The sequence below is a fragment of the Pelagimonas phthalicica genome, assembly GCF_004364805.1.
Lineage (GTDB): Bacteria > Pseudomonadota > Alphaproteobacteria > Rhodobacterales > Rhodobacteraceae > Pelagimonas > Pelagimonas phthalicica.
Genome location: NZ_SOAP01000007.1, coordinates 30,637 through 48,814, shown reverse-complemented (window position 1 = coordinate 48,814; position 18,178 = coordinate 30,637). Strand labels below are relative to the sequence as shown.

Below are 18,178 nucleotides of genomic sequence, written 5' to 3'. Positions count from 1 at the left end.
GGTTGGCCCCGAGCCCCGCGTGCACTCTCTCACCCGGGAGGGGTCACCCCTCCCGCCCTGTCTCTCACTCTTTCATGGCCTCGAAAACTGAAGTCTTGGCAGCGAAAACTTATCCACAAAATCTGGGGATGACGCTGTGGGCGTTGTCGCGCAAACCCATGCCAGGCTGCTGGGACACGGCCGTGCCTGCATTTTGGGCACCTCCAGCGAAACGGACCCGACACACAGCAAGCTCGGGGACCGAATGGTCAACGAGGAGAAATCGCAAGAGCTCAGAATGGGGATCTGCAAATAAAAAGGCGACATCCGGGAGGAGGTGGATGCCGCCGATTATTCCGGATCGGCTCAGGGAGGAGGAGAGAACCGATCACAAGAGCGAACATAGGAGCAATGCTGCAGTCGCACAATGGGCGGGCTATGACTTTTCTGCAATGCAGCAATGCATGTCCGCGATCGGGTGCTGCCCATAGTTCCGGTGTGTGGCGGCGAGTTATTCTATGGATATGCGGTCAATGCACCGGTCGCGGGTGGCGCATGGGGATCGGACCGAGGAACGGCATTCCGCGCCTCCGGCAAACAATGCGTCTCATAGGCGCCAACAAACCCCCAGCAAGCGTCGATCTCCTCGCCACCCTGTTCGACGATGTAACCATAGACACGCCCACCAAGGTAAGAATCGTAGTCGGCGGTCTCACCACGTAAGATGTCTACAGCCTGTTCGCGCAGGGCCTTGGTCACGCGTTTTACACCGAATTCCTTTCGGACCGCTTCGAGCGTCACGTAGACGTAACCGACCTGCCCAGAATCCCACGGGCAGTGGAACCCGACGGTGTTCATCGCGAGACCGGAATGGTCATAGAGAAACACAGGCAGAATGATTGCCTTCCGCTCGGCGCGGTCCCGCAGACGATCCATCGAGAGATCGCTCTGATCCGAGACGCCCGCAAGATCGCGCAGGAACGCCTCAGGGCTGTCGTACTGATGGCTGTCACCCAGCCGATAGCGGCGGTGCCAGCAGATCAGCGTACCGAGGTTGCACCACTCTCGTGGGTCCTCAGCGTCGGGGTCGTGGTAGATCTTGATCGTGTGGCCCTGGTGGACCTCCTCGTAGACGGGATCTTGCATGTCCATGTCCTTTCTCGAAACGCAATCGACCCGCCAAGCCGGTTGTGGCGCAGGCGGGTCGATCTGGATGGGATCAGATGGTTGGTGAGTTTGCCGCCCGGCGGATCAGGCGGCGGCGCGATTCTGGCGATGCTGGACGTGCTCGACAGAGACCTTGAGAAGCCAATCCTCAAAGCCAAGAATGGTCTGGTGACCCGCAACCGCCTGGACCCAGGCCGCACGCGGATCGCTGCCGATCTGCGTCGGGTCGTTGTCGATCCGGCCATTGGCCATCCACGGTTCGGGTTGTATGCGTCCGAGCCAGTCAGCCAGTGACGGGATACGCCCCTGGCAGTCTTCGCGCACATGCTGCTCGCCGATCCAGCGGATCGGAACGACCCGGCCCGCGCTGTTGATCAGGCTGCGACCGAACACCCGCTCGGCATCATAAATCCCGACCGTATGATGTTTTTGGGCTCTGTGAACAAAGAGACCTAGGTGCTCTTTAGATGAGTCAAACCAGTCATGCACATGTTGGTAATCATCTGGAACACCGCCAAATCTACGGGCCGAGCTTTCGGCGTGGTGGAGAGGATGTGCCATGTCAGAGCCCCTCATGTTCTGTGGTGTCGGTCTCGATGAAGCGGTTCGAGTGGCTGACATCGATCTTGTCCGTCTCGAGCGCCCAGGTCAATTCGCCATAGCCGCCCTCGTTGTTTTCGAAGCCAGGGCTCAGCGCATAGGCAAAGTCCCAGCCGAAATCTTCGACCCGTCGCCGCAGCTCTTCTGTCAGGGTAATCGTGTCAGGCGTCACGACGACCTCCTCGACATTGCCGGAATCGCCATAGCCTTCATATTGCACGTCGAGGCCGGTCACGCCGAGGCCGCGCAGTTCGGTGAGAAGCGCCGCGCGGGTCTCGACCCGCTGTTCGGCTGCCCGTCTCTGGGCTTCGAGCATCTGCGCGTAGAAATCATTTGCTTGTGTCATATCTTCGGTCCTTTGGAATTGAGGGAGGGTGAGGGCGACCGTCTTGCAGGCCGCGCCCCGGAGGTTTCCTTTGGGGGGCTTCAGGCCGCAGCGTCGCCGCGTTTCTCAGCCGTCCGGTCAACCAGGTTGAAATACAAATTCTCGGTCGCGCGCTTGAACCCCGGCGGTTTGCGCGGAGCGAGGCAGCGCACCGAGGCGCTGCAGCTCTCGCCGTGCTCCATCGCGAACTGCGTCACTTGGTCGATCAGATCATCCATGCCCGCGGCCTCGATGCGCTTTTCGGGGTAGTTCGCCAGCATCTGGAACTGGGTGACGACGAAGGCGCCATCGCGATGTGCGGGATAGAGGGTGATCTGGTAGTCGAGTGTCTTGGCCATCTCTGGTCTCCTGCGGCAGGCCGGACACGATCATCGCGCCCCTTGGAACCCGCCAGCCCGAAAGGACCGCCCTTTGTGCAAGGGCGATCCGTGGCGATGTCGGTGAAAAAGGGGCGTCAGTATTCCGACGGCAGAAGCAGGGTCAGGACCCGGCGCGTCTGATCAGGATCGGAGGGCTCAGGCGAGCCATAGGTGTAGTCGACGTCGTACAGGTCGATCTTGAACCAGACCTTCGTGCCGTCGAGGTCGATGACGCCCATCTCGTGCCATCCTTGCGGGTCGCTGTCAGCGTTGAACGCGTCAAATGAAGCCACGCTGCGGGTGAGAGCAAGCTGGGCATCGGGCCCAAGCGCTGCAACGCCACGGGTCATCACGAACTGGCCCTGCGGGGCATCGGTGACGAGGATATTGCCAAGGATAGAGCGACGAAAGGCGTCATTCTGCGAAGCGACGAGTGCGGCTTCCTTAACGGGATCGAGGTCAAGTGTGGTGGTCATGGGATATCTCCGGGACGGGCCCGCCGATCCGATATCGGCTGTTGGTAACCCGTCAGCCGGAAAGGGCCGCCCTCGATGTGAGGACGGCCCAAGGCTCATGTCGTGATCAGGTCAGCGTGCGGCTCGTCAAGCCGCATCCTCGCTGAGGAAGGCGGGCAAGGACGACGGTTCATCGCTCTCGGCGTCGCTCAGAGAATCTTCGGCGGACACATCCCCCTCCTCGGTCTCCGGCGCTTCGCCTGCCATGTCGGCAACAGCCTCCGCCGCACCGGCAAACACCATCCCGTCGGGCAGCCAGCGCGTCGTCCTGACAACCGTTGCGGCGTCGAACCCTTCCGTCTCGCCGGCCGTTTCCGCGAAGGCCCGCTCCATCGCGGCCGCGATATCGCCCTTACGCTCGCGATTGCGATCTTCGGCGTAATCGTCGCCAATGAGCTTGCGCGCGGTAGCGACCGCATGCCCCTTGTTGACCCGACCCCAGTAATTCTGAGCAGTCGGGCGCCAGCAGGCCGCCACATCGACGTCAAGACGCGCGCCGATCTCCTCGATGATCGGGGAGGGGCGATTGTCGGAGGAAAGCTGCGGCTTGACTGCCAGACCCGTCGCCCAGGCGAAAAGCGCCTGCTTGGCGGCAATGGGCAGCGCCGACATCGCCCGGAAGTTTTCGGGCTTCTCCAGCGTAATCCAGTCGGTGGCGAGGCCCTGCTCCAGCGCCTCGAGCATCTTCTGGGCAACAGTATCCGAATGCAGCACCTCGCGGTTCTGCGCCTGGAAGGGCCGGATCGAGATATCGAGCGCCTCGTTGTTGTAGGACCGCCCCAGAGCCTGCTCGCAGAGCGCGTAGAGCATCGCATCGAACGCCACCTCGAAATCCGCCGCCAGATGCGCCCGAAGGATATGCTGACGCGTCGCGCGCAGATCGTCGGCGAGGCTCGCCGAAATCCCGTTCGCCTTGCGCAAGGTCGCGGCCGGGTCGGAGGTGGGCACCGGTGTCGAGGAGGTTGGCGGCGTCACGTTCGGGCGGACAGGAGACGGGGCATCACCCGCGTCAGCACTATTTTCGCTCGGGACGACCGCAGCGGGGATATCTTCTGGCCGCACGAGGCCTTTCTCGACACGCAGCGCGCCGTCATGACCGATGGTCAGAACCACGCCCGCGATGGCACGATCTTCGTCCGCGTAAGGCTGCCGTTCGCGTTGCAGGGCCTCGATCTCGCGCAGGCGCGGCTCGATGGCATAATATTCTTCCGTCTCCGCGTCCGTCCAGTCCTCGCCGTCATTCTTCGCCGCCAGTTCTTCCTCGCGCGCAATGAGACGTTCTTCTTCGGTGAGCAGGTCCGGATCGGGGTCGATGTCCTGCGGATAGACCCGCCCGAAGCTGCGAAACGCGCCGTAATCCACCGAGAGATGCACCTCGACCCATTTCCACGTTCCCTCGAAGGTTTTCGCCGCAGCCTGCAGCTTTTCGATGGCGAGACGCTCTAGGAGTTCGGGGTTCTCCATATGGGCGCTGGCGCGGTCGTCGAAGAGATCGCGCAGCAGAACACCACCCGCCGCCTCATAGGCCTCAATGCCGACAAAGCGCCCGATGGCCGAGTTCGCCGAATGGGCGGTCTCGGTAAGATGGCGTTTGATGCTTTGCGGATGGATGTGATAGCCGCCCTTCACTGCGTTCCAGACCGCCAGCTGGCGATCATGGTCGTCGGTCAGTGTGAAAGCCATCACGCATTCAAGGGTCAGATCACCCGCGCGGAACTGCTCGATGATCTCGGGCGCGACACGGGCGAGTTTGAGGCGGCGGCGCACCAGGTCGACGGAGACGCCGAATTTGAGCGCGATCTCGTCTTCGCTGCGGCCCTCGGCGATCATCGCCTCAAAAGCCTCGAACTGGTCGGCGGGGTGCATCGCCGCGCGCTGGAGGTTTTCAGTTGCAGAAGTAAGGATGGCGTTGCGCTTATCATCGACGAGGCAGGGCACGGGGTGATCGGCGGGGATGACGCTGTCCTCAGCGAGCTGCTTCAGCGCCTTGAGGCGACGACCGCCGGCATCGACTGCAAAACGTGTCTCTGACAGCGCATGAACCACCAGATTCTGTTTAATTCCGGTCTCGCGGATACTGACGAGGAGCTCAGCATCGTCGCTGGCGCTGGCCGCAACTTTTCGAACGTTGAGCGGGCTCGGCTCCAACTGGTCGAGCGGGATCATCCGGATGTCGGTCCCGCCGCCAGGCACGGACAACTCAGTGGCTTCGGTTTTCTTCGCAGTGGCGGGTTTCGGGCGGGTTGTGGTCTTGGCCATGGTCAGGGTCCTTGTCACGCCGGACCCGGAAGAGCCTCTCTCTATCCTTTCAAGCCCGGCACCCGGGCTTCCCTTTCTCTGGCTTTTTCTTGTGTTCCCTTACATGAGATCGTTTTGCACAGGCTTTGCTGTCTCCAAAGCCTACAGGCCTAGCTCACTGTTTGATTTTCCGAACCCACTTCCGCGAGCAAAATCTGCCGAATTGAGCTTTCAATTTTGACTTTACCAAATGTTGAAGCATCTCGGAAAACTGACTTCGTTTCGCATTCGAAGCAAATCAAGTCATGCTGACGGCCGACAACTTTTAGACCAACTGAACTTTCCCCGACATGGACCACATAGACCTCGCATGCTAGGTTCGCGCCTGCTTTCACCGGCGCATGGAATTGTAGGTCCATAGAGACAAAAGGCATGGCCGTGTTTCTTTCCGTGAGTAGAAAAAGCCAGCCCCGGCCTGAAAGCAAATCGTCCCAGAAAGTCTCGATCGCTTCCAGCGCGAAATTCGTAATCCGGCCAGTAAAGGCGATTCCCAGCTGGTCACAGTCGCCAAAGAAAATCCTGCGTTCGAAGGCAAATCGTGGTTTAAATTCTGTTTCTGGTACATTCATTGCAGCGTTACGGGCTCAACATTTCTTTGTCTCTGGTGCGTGACAGCGATAGGAAGGAATAGTTTTCCGGTCATTATGCCATGCGCCGGAATTCGGCGGGGGTCGCGCCTGTCATTTTTCGAAAAGTTCGACTAAAATGACTCTGATCTGCAAAACCGCAGTCAAGCGCGACCACTTTCAGGGGGGCATTACCCTTTCTCAGCATCTCCTGGGCCTTCGATATTCGCTTGCGCAAAACATATGCATACGGTGCCAACCCAAACTCCGCCTTGAACTGACGCGAAAAGTGAAACTGGCTGAAACCGATAGATGCGGCCATGTCTTCCAGACTGAGGTTTTCACCTAAGCAGCTTTCAACGAGATCGATGATTCTCTGCCTTTGAGCAGGGCTGAAGTTCGAGTTTGCGTCGCTGGTCAAAGAGACCTTGGCGTACTGACGCAGAAGGTGAACGGCGATCTGGATGCGCAGGGCGTCGATGATCAATCTCTGGCCGATTCCACCGTTCTTTAGCTCATTCTCTAGCAATTGGATGCAGTTCAGGATACAGGGGTCCTTCGCAGACAGACAATCATTGATCTCAATGGACTTCGGGTCACGATCAAAGACCGAAAGGGCCGTGTTTTCGAGTTCACTGTGACTGAGATAGACGTGTCTAACCGTGATAGGCTCGGACCAACTCCAAGTGGATTCCTCTGCACGCGTGAGCAAGGAAATCCTACCTTTCTCTACGCGCGCGCTTTGCCATGGGCCGCCACTCGTGCGGCGCATAGTGGTTGGCGCGCCATCATATGCAACAATCATATAGTCGCGCATGGGGGGAATTGCCGCGTCTTGTCGCTCATAACGATAGCCCTTCAGGGTAATGCCGTTCCAGTTGCACCCGGAACTGTCCAACGTAGTCGTGCCGGGAATCCATTCGGGTATCCGGTCCGGTGATATGAGCAGTCTTTCCATCTTGGCCTCCCTGAACTTTTTCACGATCGTCCGCTTGAGCTGAAATTTCGGCTTAGGTCGTCTCGCGCATCCGCGGTTCTTCTCGAACGATATTCGCTTGAGTCAATCTATCGATTTCAGCTTCTGTCAGTCCAGCCTCGCTAAGCAACTCCCTACTATGCTGCCCGAAGCGAGGCGGTGCCGCGCGAACCGCTCCGGGGGTACGCGACAAGCGTGCTGGCACGCCGGTGCCGCGGTAGGTGCCAACTGATACCACCATGCCGCGATGTCGGGTGTGTGGATGCTCCAACGCTTCATTCACATTCCGAACGACTCCGGCGGGAATCCCAGCTTTCAAAAGCACCGGCTCAAGTTTGAAGGCGTCATGTTGCACCAGGCACTCTGACAAGACCTCTGTCATCTCTGACCGATGCGCAAGACGCGCGGCATTGTCGGCAAATCGTGGATCGCAGGGCACCTCAGGTAGGCCAAGCACGTCACAGAGTTTTGCGAACTGACCATTGTTACCGATAGCCAGATAGAGTTTGCCATTACTTGTTTCGAACATGTCGTATGGTACGATATTTGGATGCCCATTGCCGGTCGCCATTGGTATCTGTCCGGACATGAGGGAATTAGCCGCTTGGGGATGCATCATGCTGATCGCGCAATCATATAGCGGCACTTCGATGGCTTGGCCCAATCCGGACCGGCCCCGTTCCAAAAGTGCGGCGAGAATAGCGTTACAGGCGATCAGACCGGTGCCGATGTCCACGATGGGCGTACCCATGCGTGTCGGGCCTTCGGAGGGATTGCCGTTGATGCTCATGAGGCCCGTCATAGCTTGTACCACGGCGTCATAGCCGGGAAAACCGCCAAGTGGGCCATCGGAACCAAATCCAGTCACATGGCAGAGTACCAGTCTAGGAAAACGTGCCCTGAGAACATCAGCATAACCAAGCCCCCATTTTTCAAGAGTACCAGACTTAAAATTGTGAACTAAAACATCCGCATCCTGAAGAAACCGCAAAATCAGGTCGCGCCCTTCCGGTTGCTGCAGATCGATAGCGATGGACCGCTTGTTGCGGTTGGCGCCAGAGAAATAAGCGCTGAGTTCATCATTGAAAGGCGGGCCCCAACTGCGGGTCTCGTCGCCCAGAGGCGGCTCCACCTTGATGACCTCAGCGCCATGATCCGCAAGCATTTGGGTGCAGTAAGGCCCGCCCAGCACGCGGCTGAGGTCGACCACCTTGATCCCGTCCAATGAGCCAGCCATCAAAGCGCCTCCTGATAGAGGCGCGACACATCTTCGGCTGTCATGTCGCGCGGGTTGGTCTCCAGCAATCGCGTGATACCGGTCACGACCTCATTAGCCATTCCGGGAATGGCTGCCTCGGTCACTCCGACACCAGAAAGTCGAGACTCAAGTCCGCTTTCGACTAGCATCCGTTCCATCTCGTCGATCAGGCCATGGGCCGCAGCCGCATCAGAGTTGAAAGGCCGCGAGGGCAGTAGTAACCGCGATAGACGAGCATATTCAGCTTCTGCAACGGGCATGTTGAACCTCATCACTGGTCCTGCGACCAGAGCGTTTGCGTGCCCGTGAGGAACCTTGAAACCTGTTCCAAGTGGGTATGACAAGGCATGAATCGCCCCCACGCTGGCATTAATGAAGGCCATCCCAGCCAGTGTCGCCCCCAACAGCATGGCCTCTCGCGCTGACAGGTCCGAAGGCGTTTCCATGACGATTGGTAAGTTCTGACCGAGAAGCACCAGCGCTTTGTCCGCCATTCCATCGGAAATGGGATTCTTTCTGGTGCGACTGGTTACTGCCTCAATGGCGTGAACCATTGCGTCTAACGCCGTGGCCGCTGTGATGTGACGAGGCATTCCCAATGTTAGCTTTGCATCTAGCAAGGCAACGTCAGGCAGAAGCTGCGGTGCATATACCGCTTTTTTTTCGTGGCTTTCCGAAGTCAGCACGGACACCCATGTTACCTCTGATCCGGTCCCTGCCGTGGTTGGCACCTGGATCAGTGGCAAGCGTTTATCGGTGACCTGATTAATCCCGATCATGTCCGTAATCGGTTGATCGTTGGCTACCGCCGCTGCGATGACCTTGGCAGTGTCCAGTGAACTGCCGCCGCCAAGTCCGATGATTCCGTCAGCACCAAAGGCCCGCGCGACCTCTACCGCGGCCTCGACGACAGCGATCGGGGGGTCCGCTTCGACTTTATGAAAAATCTCAACCTCGATGCCAGCAGCCCTAAGTGAGGCGGCTGCCTCGTCCGCAAAACCACAGGCCAATATGCCCGGGTCCGTCACGACCAGCGCACGGGTGCAAGACAAATCTTGCATCAGGCTGCCGATCCGGCCAAGCCCACCGCTCTCGCAGACGATCCTCGGGGTGGAAAGGAAATTGAAGTCCATAGTTTGTCTTCGCTCCTGTTAAGCTGCTGCAGTGCGGATCATATTCCGCGCGATCAGTATTTGCTGAATCTGGGTTGTCCCCTCGTAGATGCGGAAGAGACGCACATCGCGATAGAAGCGCTCGACCGCATATTCGGCCATGTATCCTGCACCGCCGTGGATTTGCACTGCGCGATCGGCCACTCGACCTACCATCTCACTGGCAAACATCTTGCAGCAGGCAGCATCAGTCGACACGTTCTGACCAGCGTCCTTGCGGCGTGCTGTTTCTTCGATCATGCAACGCGCTGCGAAGGCCTCGGCGCGACTGTCAGCCAGCATGGCTTGGATCAGTTGCTTTTCAGCGATGGGTTCACCGAATTGTTTGCGTTCCATCGCATAGGATAGGCTGTCACGGATCAGCCGTTCGGCGGCGCCCACACAGACGGCAGAAATATGCAGTCGGCCCCGGTCAAGGACTTTCATTGCTGTCTTAAAGCCCTTGTTCAGACGGTCCGGCCCGCCGATAATGTTCGCGGCAGGCACGCGGACATTGTCAAGGATGACGTCGCATGTGTGCGAGCCCTTCTGCCCCATCTTCCTGTCAGGCTGGCCAAGCGTTATGCCTGGCGTCCCTGCCTCGACGAGAAAGGCGCTTACGCCGGCAGAACCTTCCGCCTCTGGATTGGTCCGGGCAAAAACCGTGAATAGATCGGCACGCGGTGCATTGGTAATGTAGCGTTTCGTGCCGTTCAGAAGGAAATCGTTACCGTCACGCCGCGCCGTAGTGCGCAGACTGCCAGCATCCGACCCAGCATCTGGCTCGGTTAGGGCGAAGGATGCGATCATATCTCCGGACGCGAGAGCTGGTAGATACTGCGCCTTCTGCTCGTCGGTTCCATCGATGATGATTCCCTGAGAGCCGATCCCGTTGTTGGTGCCAACTAGCGACCGGAACGCAGGCGAAGCCTGGCCAAGAACGAAAGCGGCTTGCACTTCCTCTATCATCGACAAGCCGAGCCCGCCGAAATCTTCCGGGATCGACATGCCGAAAAGGCCCATCATGCGGATTTCATCGACCAGCATCGGCGGAATCACATCCTCGTCGGCGACGCGATCCTCGTAAGGGATTAGTCGCTCTTTCACGAAGCGGTCGAGCGCGTCGAGAAACTGGGAAAGGGTATCTTTATCAAGGGCCATGATGCTCTCTATTGTTCAGGGTGCGACCGCCGCAACGCGGCGGACAAGATCGACAAGGCGGTGCGCGACGTCGCTTTCGATCCAGTCGCGCGTAAGGGTTTGCGAAGGGCCACCGCAGTTGAAGGCAATAATGGGTGAGCCGTCCTTCGGCACGAAGGGCACCGCTACAGCGTTCACATCACGTTTCCACTCCGTGAAGGACGTGCAGTAACCGTGCTGTTGGTAGTCTGCGATAGCTGCTTCGATTCCGGGCTGCACATTCGGCCAGTTGTCGCCTTCATGTTCCTCCACAAGGGCCAGAATTCTGGCCCGCTCATCCGGGTCGTGCGCCGCTATGCAGGCGCGACCAACCGCGGTCGTGGCCAGTTTAATATGGGCACCAACCTCGATCGCCAGCGTGACGGCATTAGTGCCCTTGCACCGCTCCAGATAGACCATCGATAGCCGGTCACGACTGGCCATGGCCACCGGCATGCCTGTGTAATCAGCCAGCTCCTGCATAAAGGGCTTCGCCAGTTGCCGCAGCGGAATCCCTGCAAGGCAGGAGAAACCCAACGAAAGCACTGGAGGGGCCAGTCGATAACGTGCTGTATCCGGGTCGTAGCTGAGGTATTCCAGCTTGTTCAGTGTATAGGCCAGCCGGGAGACCGTCGATCTGCTCAGGCCAGTGCGCTCGGCCAACTCACCATTCCCCAGAGCTTCCCCTTCCCGCCGAAAGGCCCGCAACAGCTCCAAGCCGCGCGCCAACGCCGTGACAAAATCGCGGTCCTGTCTCTCGGCGTCCTTGGTGCGGTCTTTCCTTGGTCTCACGACATCCCTCCTCGGGAAGAATTATGCGTCTTGAAACACATCTAAACGATCGATAACGTCCGCGTCAATACTGTGGTAAACTTTTCCGCTATGCGGAAAACTAAAGTCGTCCATCTGGTCCCCTTCGTGCCGGATCCTGCGGATGACACAACTGAGCGAGGGCATAACGCCATGAAAGAAATGAATTATCCGACCATCCAGCACCTCATCGGACGGGACTGGATCGCTTCTCCCACGCCGGAGGATCGTGCAGTCATAAACCCTGCAAACGGGCAAACTATCGGACAGATTCCGCAGGCTAGCGCCGCAGATCTGGACCATGCGGTTCACTCGGCCGAATCAGCTTTTCGCCGATGGAAAAACAGCTCTCCCATGGAACGAAGTGCAATTTTGCGACGGTTTGCCGACCTGCTGCGCCAAAATGACAGACTGATCGCTGGCTGGATCACTCTCGATGAAGGCAAGCCGCTGGCTGAGGCCTTGGCTGAGGTCCGCGCCTCAGCTGACCACGTCGACTGGCACGCCGAGGAATGTCGGCGCATTTATGGGCGCATCATTCCATCGCGCAGCCCGGGGGTACAGCAGCTTGTCGTGCGCGAACCGATAGGCGTCTGCCTTGCCATCACGCCTTGGAATTTTCCGCTGAGCCAAGCGGTACGCAAGGTCGCGGCGGCGCTTGCGTCAGGTTGCACGATGATCTTGAAAGCCCCGGCAGAGGCTCCGGCGGGCTGCATGGCAATTGCGCGCTATCTGCTGGATGCAGGCTTGCCCGAAGGCTGTCTGAACCTTGTCTGGGGTAATGCGGCCTTCATTTCGGAAACTCTTATTGCGCGCCCCGAGGTGCGCAAGATCACCTTCACCGGTTCGGTCGAGGTGGGCAAGCATCTGGCAGAATTGGCTGGCCGCCACATGAAGCGGGCGACGATGGAACTCGGCGGTCACGCGCCCGTATTGGTGTTCGACGACGCCGATGCCACGGCCGCGGCGCGCGCCTTGGCGGGCAACAAGCTGCGCAATGCAGGCCAGGTGTGCATCGCCCCAACCCGGTTTTACGTACAACAAGGCATCTACGACCGATTTCTGTCCGAGCTAGTTTCAGCATTTGAGAGCGTAAAGGTGGGCGATGGTTTAACCGAGGGCACACAGATGGGGCCATTGTGTCATCGCGGACGCGTGAATGCGATGGAAAAGCTCGTCGAGGATGCCCGCGAAAACGGCGCACGGGTGTTGACGGGAGGCAAAAGGCTTGGAAATCATGGTAACTTCTATGCCCCGACAATCGTCGATACGCCCAACGACGACATTGACTTGATGCGCGAAGAACCCTTCGGCCCGATTGCTGTCGTCTCGTCTTTTCGTGACATAGAGGACGGACTGTCGCGGGCCAACGGGCTACCCTTCGGGCTGGCGTCCTATGTCTTTACCAATTCGTTAGAGCGTGCAGATAAAGCAGCTGCGGGTTTGCAGGCAGGTATGGTAAGCATCAACCAGTTCGGCCTCGCTCTGCCCGAGACTCCGTTTGGAGGCGTGAGAGACAGCGGCTATGGGACTGAAGGCGGGACGGAAACCTTCGAAGGCTATCTCATTACCAAATTTATCTCGCGCAATCGCGCGCCAGTGCTGTGAGGATGCCCATGCCTGTTGAATTAAGCTTCTCAAATGACGCAGCAATTCTGACCATAGACAATTCGCCGCTTAACCTAATCAACGCGGAGGTTCGGGCTGGAATACAACACTGTATCTTCAAAGTCCTCGAAACTGGGGCTACCAGGCTGATTATCACCGGCACAGGAACGACCTTCGTCGCGGGCGCGGATGCGAAGGAATTCGGTAAGTTGCCTGTTGATCCACAACTAAATGATGTGCTGATGCAACTTGCACACCTCCCGATTCCTACTATCGCAGCAATCAACGGGGCTGCGCTTGGTGGGGGACTAGAGATTGCTCTGGCTTGCTGCTATCGCATCGCCTCAACTTCTGCCAAACTGGGCTTGCCAGAGGTAAACTTGGGGATCGTGCCTGGCGCAGGGGGAACCCAAAGACTGCCGCGACTTATCGGTATTGAAGCTGCGCTTGACATGATTGTCACCGGGAAGGCTGTTTCCGCCGAGCAGGCACTGAAAATGGGACTGATCCAGCTGCTAGCCGATGACCCGCTTGGCGCGGCCATAGCTCTCGATGACGATGTACTTGAGGCGGCACAGGCACCCGACAATCTTCCTTCACCAAAGCCAAACCACGTCGCAGCGGAAGTCGCCCGAGCGCATGTAGCGCGGCGTATGCCTGGCCAGAATGCCCCGCAGGTTGCGGTGAACCTAGTCGCGACCAGTGCGACGACGCCGCTGCACGACGCACTAGCCAGCGAGCGCTCTGCGTTTTTGGACCTTCGTACCTCGGATCAGGCGCGGGCCCTTAGGCACGTTTTCTTCACCGAGCGTACCGCAACCAACAAGGGGCGCGCCTACCCCCGACCTTCCCGAGATGCTGAAACCGCCATCGTGGTCGGTGGTGGCAATATGGGCGCAGCTATTGCGTACACGCTGGCGACCGCAGGGATCTCGGTGACTGTCGTCGAACGTAGTGCCTCGTCCGCCGAGTGGGCCAGTAAAAACCTGCAAAAGCTGATTGATCAGGGTATCAGTCGCGGTATTCTGTCCGTCGATGCGGCAAAGACGGTTGAAGACCGGCTGGTTACGGTCTCAGGCTATGACGCTCTGCCACCAACCGATCTAGCAATCGAGGCGGCCTTCGAGGATTTTGCGGTTAAGACCGCGATCCTGACCGAACTCGAAGGCGCACTGCCACCCGAGACCATCATTGCCACAAACACATCCTATCTCGATGTAAATCGGCTCTCTGATGGGTTGAAACACCCGGCACGCTTTGTAGGGATGCATTTCTTCAGTCCTGCGCATATTATGAAACTTCTGGAAGTCGTCAGGAGCGACCGAACGTCAGACGGAACATTAGGTGCAGCACTTGTGCTGGCGCACAGGCTTGGTAAAATCCCGGTACTGTCTGGTGTTTGCGATGGCTTCATCGGAAACCGAATTTTGTCGAGCTACCGTCGCGCCGCTAATCGCCTTCTGGTGGAGGGGGCTAATGTCGACGAGATCGACGCGGCTATGCGCGGATTCGGTATGGCGATGGGTCCATATGCTGCACAGGACATGTCGGGGCTGGACATCGCCTACGCGAATATCCGTCGCAAGGCAGTTGCCGAAGGGAACTGCTGTGGTCACGTGCCCTTGGTCGAGCGGCTGGTCGAAAAGCACAAACGCCTAGGACGCAAATCGGGCGCCGGATGGTACGACTATGGGCCAGACGGCAAACCCTCACATTCGGAGCTGGTCGCTAGCGAAATACTCCGTGTCTCAGAAGAAATGAACTTCACTCGCCGCGAGTTCTCAGCTGACGAAATCGTAGAAAGGCTCTTGCTCACAATGGTGGCGGAAGCCTGCGATATCCTTGACGAAGGCGTAGCAGAAAAACCGCAAGACATCGACCTAGTAATGATTCACGGCTACGGATTTCCCCGCTGGCGGGGAGGCCTGATGCACCACGCCAAAAATATCGGCAAGGATCGGTTGACCGCGCTGTTTAGCGCGCTTGTCAAAGAGGACCCTTGCGACTGGAGGGTGCCTCGTTATTTAGAAAGGGTTTTCGCGACCTGACGGTCAAAGTCCCGCGCCATAAGGCGCTGCCCCAGCAACTTAACACAGTGCATCTTCGTCTCGACGCGGCTTAGGCGGTGATGGTCTTCCAAGACTTTGCGTTCTTACCTGGTGGGATAACGGCGTGGACGCCACGGTCCGCAATCGCGTCCTGGCATTTTCGTGTGTCATACGCACCGTCAGCCGTGACACTGCTGGTCTGCCGGGATCTGTTCAAGAAGGTTGGGTAACACTGGAGCGTCACCGATGTGGCTCCCGGTGATCTGAACAGCGCGCACTTCCAACGTTTGCTCGTCGATCCCGAGGTGGATCTTGCGCCAGACCCGTCGCTTGGGGCCGCCATGCTTGCGGGCATGCCACTCACCTTCAAGCTTGATCCCCGTGCTGTCCACCAACAAGTGCAACGGCCCTTTGGAGCCGCGATACGGGATGTTCACGGCCAGGGTCTTCTGGCGCCGGGACAGGGTGCTGAAGTCGAGCACCGTCCAGTCGAGACCGATCAGCCGCAACAGGCTCTCGACGAACCCGGTCGCCTGTCGCAAGGCCATGCCGAACAGGACCTTCATCGAAAGACAGGTCTGGGTCGCGGCGTCGCTGTAACTCTTCTGCCTGTCGGCACGGCCTCCCAGCTCATCTCGGGGTCAAACCAGATCGTCAGCGAGCCACGGCGCTTGAGCGCTTCGTTATAAGCGGGCCAGTTCATGGTCTTGTATGTCGGGGTTGTCGGTCTGCTCATGCACCTCAGCTACCACGCTGGATTCATAAGATGAGTCCGACACGGGATTTGTGCATGCATGCCCCCATTGGTGCAAGTGATTTTTTGAACGGCGCGAGCGTGTGATCGGGTGCGGTCATGTATCAGGCCTCTGTGTGCGGCGCTGATGTAACCGCGGGCCGGTATGGCGATGCGCGGACCAGAGGCATATCAACAAACCGAGCTCGGTGGCTCCTGCACAAATGCTGCTTTCTCTGACCCGGATCTGATCGATCCTTTGCCCTTACTTTTCAGTGACCTCCTCACACTCCCAACTTACCGGGACGTCGTGGCATGCCGTCTTCGCTATGCCATCGCCGCCACCGGATTCCGGTAATCCTCTTGTTTCATTATGATGGCCCAGAGGCCACGCGCCATCTTGTTGGCCAGCGCAATCGCGGCGACCCATGCGCGGCTTGCGGGTTAGTAGGCGTTTCAGCCAGCCATTATTCGGTGTGTCAAACCGCTCGACAGCCTGGAGGACAGCCATAGCGCCAGAGACCAAGAGTGTCCGGAGTCGCGCTGTCGCATCTTCGAGGTCTTCCCGAGCCGGGCTTTGCCGCCCGTCGAGTGCTGCTTCGGCACAAGCCCAAGCCAGGCGGCAAAATCGCACCCGCGCCGGAAGGTGGCCAGGTCACGGGCAAATGTCTCGATCGCAAGCGCCGTGACAGGAACCACGCCCGGCATGGTTTGTGTTCGGCGCACCAAGTCGGCTTTCTTGGCGGCACATCGCATCTTCGCGTCAAGCTCTGCAACACGCGTATTCAGCCCCTCAATCTGCCCCAGATACATCCGGCCGAGGTCACGAACCTCAGCATGCAGCGCGGTGTCATCACCTGCGATTGCGTCCGCGAGTCGCTTGAGATGGGCAGGCCCGCGGGCCGCGACCAATCCGTGTTCGGCGAGGTGGCCGCGTAAAGCGTTGATCATCTGGGGGCGCTGGCCGACAAACATCTGCCGCGTGCGAAACAGCATGGCACGGGCCTGCTGATCTTCCGTCTTCACTGCGAAAAAGCGCATGGTTGGACGCAATGCAGCCTCCAAGATGGCCTCTGCATCGGTCGCATCATTCTTCTGGCGTTTGACGAACGGCTTCACATAGACCGGCGGTATCAACCGCACGTCGCACCCCAGCTTCTCAAATTCGCGGCCCCAGCCATACGCCGTGGCCACGCCTCCATGGCGATCATGCATTTGGGTTGCTGTGCCACGAACGCGAGAAACTGGCCTCGTGAAAGCTTTTTGCGAAACGCGACTGACCCATCATTGTACGCACCATGCAACTGGATAACGCGCTTTGCCAAGTCGACACCGATAATTTTAATTTCGGACATAGATGCTCCTTCCTTCTGTGATGGCTTTTAACGCTCATCATAGTGGCACATTGCGATGCCGTCGGGAGGGGGTATCCACGCCATCAACAGAGCCTAGTAACGGGCATATCTGCCTCACGACAGGCTGAGCACGATCATACTATTTCCAAAGCAGGATTGTTCAATACATGGCGCATTTTTCGCCCTTACTCTGAGATAATTGGCGTATGCCGTTGACCGTTTGACGTCTTCGAGATTGGCGACGTCAGTTGGTGGCTTTGCCAAATGTTATGCTTGGGAGGATAAACATGGAAATCAGTAGAGAAGCGGATACGCTGCGGGCGCTTTATCAGAATTGGACCGATCAGATGGTCGAGAACCCAGACCTGACGATCGCGAACCTGCGCAGCATGTTCGATGAATGGGGGCAGCCCGCACTAGAGCCGGAAAACGTTAGCTACAAAAGCGATCATGTCGGAGGAGTTGAGGCTATCTGGGCCCTACCAGCCGGGGCAGATACCTCGCGTGTAATTGTTTACACTCATGGTGGCGGCTTTGCCGTCGGCTCAGCCGATAGTCATCGAAAAATGGCAGGGCACCTCGCTAAGGTGCTTGGGGTTACGTCGGTGATCCTGCACTATCGGCGCGCACCCGAGCACCCATTTCCGGCGCAGATCGAAGATGCAGTAGCCGCATACAAAGCGCTGCTGGATAAGGGTTTCAAGGCAAGAAATATTCTGACGGCTGGCGACAGTGCTGGCGGCAATCTTGCCATCGCCAGCGTGCTGAAGTTACGCGAACTTGGGTTGCCACTGCCCGGAGCGGTCATCGCCTATTCGCCCTGGCTCGACATGGCGATGCGCGGGGAAACACTGGAAACCAACGCGGAAACCGATGCGCTAGTCGGCAAACCGATCCTCGAAGCGATGGCGGGGATGTTCCTCGGTGAAGGCACGGATCCGCTTAATCCGTTGGCCAACCCGCTGGAGAACGATTTCACCGGTTACCCGCCGCTCTATATCAATGCCGGAGGGGCCGAGACGCTTAAGAGCGATGCCGAACGGTTGCACGAAAAGGCCAAGGCACAGGGCGTAAACGTGACCCTGTCTATCGTCGAAGGCATGCAGCATGTCTTTCCCGCGCTTTCGGGACGCGCGCCCGAGGCAAACGAGGAACTTGGTCGCATCGCCGCATGGTATCGGGCCCTCTGAG

15 protein-coding genes and 2 pseudogenes are annotated in these 18,178 nt (G+C 58.5%); 3 read left to right on the top strand and 14 right to left on the bottom strand.

From position 1 onward, the window contains the following. Positions 1-495 precede the first annotated feature (495 nt). From CLV87_RS23065 to CLV87_RS23010, 12 genes are all read right to left on the bottom strand, one after another. Positions 496-1,125 (bottom strand): hypothetical protein, encoded by a 630-nt coding sequence (locus tag CLV87_RS23065; protein ID WP_037931030.1) that lies wholly within the window; start codon positions 1,123-1,125, stop codon positions 496-498. 105 nt (positions 1,126-1,230) lie between these two features. Continuing rightward, positions 1,231-1,707, bottom strand: coding sequence for a DUF6915 family protein (locus tag CLV87_RS23060; RefSeq protein WP_037930962.1), 477 nt, complete (start codon positions 1,705-1,707; stop codon positions 1,231-1,233). Position 1,708: 1 nt separating this feature from the next. Then, a complete protein-coding gene (locus tag CLV87_RS23055; protein ID WP_009804230.1) occupies positions 1,709-2,092 on the bottom strand; it encodes a DUF6878 family protein in 384 nt (127 codons plus the stop codon). An 80-nt stretch (positions 2,093-2,172) separates the two neighbouring features. Further along, positions 2,173-2,469, bottom strand: a complete 297-nt coding sequence (locus CLV87_RS23050; RefSeq protein WP_009804229.1) for a hypothetical protein — start codon at positions 2,467-2,469, stop codon at positions 2,173-2,175. A 116-nt stretch (positions 2,470-2,585) separates the two neighbouring features. Continuing rightward, positions 2,586-2,966: a DUF3768 domain-containing protein gene (locus CLV87_RS23045; RefSeq protein WP_009804228.1), complete on the bottom strand. Its 381-nt coding sequence runs from the start codon at positions 2,964-2,966 to the stop codon at positions 2,586-2,588. A 126-nt stretch (positions 2,967-3,092) separates the two neighbouring features. Beyond that, positions 3,093-5,264 carry a ParB/RepB/Spo0J family partition protein gene (locus tag CLV87_RS23040; protein WP_009804227.1) on the bottom strand — a complete coding sequence of 724 codons (2,172 nt, stop codon included), beginning with the start codon at positions 5,262-5,264 and terminating at the stop codon, positions 3,093-3,095. A 149-nt stretch (positions 5,265-5,413) separates the two neighbouring features. Beyond that, on the bottom strand, positions 5,414-5,872 hold the full coding sequence (locus CLV87_RS23035; protein ID WP_007120589.1) for an acyl-CoA thioesterase: 459 nt from the start codon (positions 5,870-5,872) through the stop codon (positions 5,414-5,416). A gap of 73 nt (positions 5,873-5,945) precedes the next feature. After that, entirely contained in the window at positions 5,946-6,827 is an 882-nt protein-coding gene (locus tag CLV87_RS23030) for a helix-turn-helix domain-containing protein (protein ID WP_232272173.1), read from the bottom strand. A 52-nt stretch (positions 6,828-6,879) separates the two neighbouring features. Beyond that, complete coding sequence (locus CLV87_RS23025) at positions 6,880-8,082, bottom strand: CaiB/BaiF CoA transferase family protein (protein ID WP_007120591.1); 1,203 nt, start codon at positions 8,080-8,082, stop codon at positions 6,880-6,882. After that, positions 8,082-9,236 carry an iron-containing alcohol dehydrogenase gene (locus CLV87_RS23020; protein WP_007120592.1) on the bottom strand — a complete coding sequence of 385 codons (1,155 nt, stop codon included), beginning with the start codon at positions 9,234-9,236 and terminating at the stop codon, positions 8,082-8,084. Before CLV87_RS23020 ends, CLV87_RS23025 begins: the two co-directional genes overlap by 1 nt. 18 nt (positions 9,237-9,254) lie before the next feature. Continuing rightward, a complete protein-coding gene (locus tag CLV87_RS23015; RefSeq protein WP_007120593.1) occupies positions 9,255-10,415 on the bottom strand; it encodes an acyl-CoA dehydrogenase family protein in 1,161 nt (386 codons plus the stop codon). Between the two features lie 15 nt (positions 10,416-10,430). Further along, positions 10,431-11,225 (bottom strand): IclR family transcriptional regulator, encoded by a 795-nt coding sequence (locus CLV87_RS23010; RefSeq protein ID WP_009804224.1) that lies wholly within the window; start codon positions 11,223-11,225, stop codon positions 10,431-10,433. A gap of 180 nt (positions 11,226-11,405) precedes the next feature. On the opposite strand from CLV87_RS23010, the gene CLV87_RS23005 reads away from it, so the two are divergent. After that, positions 11,406-12,851 (top strand): NAD-dependent succinate-semialdehyde dehydrogenase, encoded by a 1,446-nt coding sequence (locus tag CLV87_RS23005; protein WP_084658595.1) that lies wholly within the window; start codon positions 11,406-11,408, stop codon positions 12,849-12,851. 8 nt (positions 12,852-12,859) lie between these two features. Then, positions 12,860-14,899 carry an FAD-dependent oxidoreductase gene (locus tag CLV87_RS23000; protein WP_040609072.1) on the top strand — a complete coding sequence of 680 codons (2,040 nt, stop codon included), beginning with the start codon at positions 12,860-12,862 and terminating at the stop codon, positions 14,897-14,899. On the opposite strand, the pseudogene CLV87_RS22995 reads toward CLV87_RS23000, so the two are convergent. Further along, positions 14,887-15,635 (bottom strand): annotated as a pseudogene (locus CLV87_RS22995) (IS5 family transposase); the annotation flags it as partial. The gene CLV87_RS23000 and the pseudogene CLV87_RS22995 overlap by 13 nt on opposite strands. A 324-nt stretch (positions 15,636-15,959) precedes the next feature. Then, positions 15,960-16,987: pseudogene (locus CLV87_RS22990) on the bottom strand (IS110 family RNA-guided transposase). Between the two features lie 287 nt (positions 16,988-17,274). Here CLV87_RS22990 and CLV87_RS22985 point away from each other — a divergent pair. Next, a complete protein-coding gene (locus tag CLV87_RS22985) occupies positions 17,275-18,177 on the top strand; it encodes an alpha/beta hydrolase (protein ID WP_017468330.1) in 903 nt (300 codons plus the stop codon). The last annotated feature ends 1 nt before the right edge of the window (position 18,178 follow it).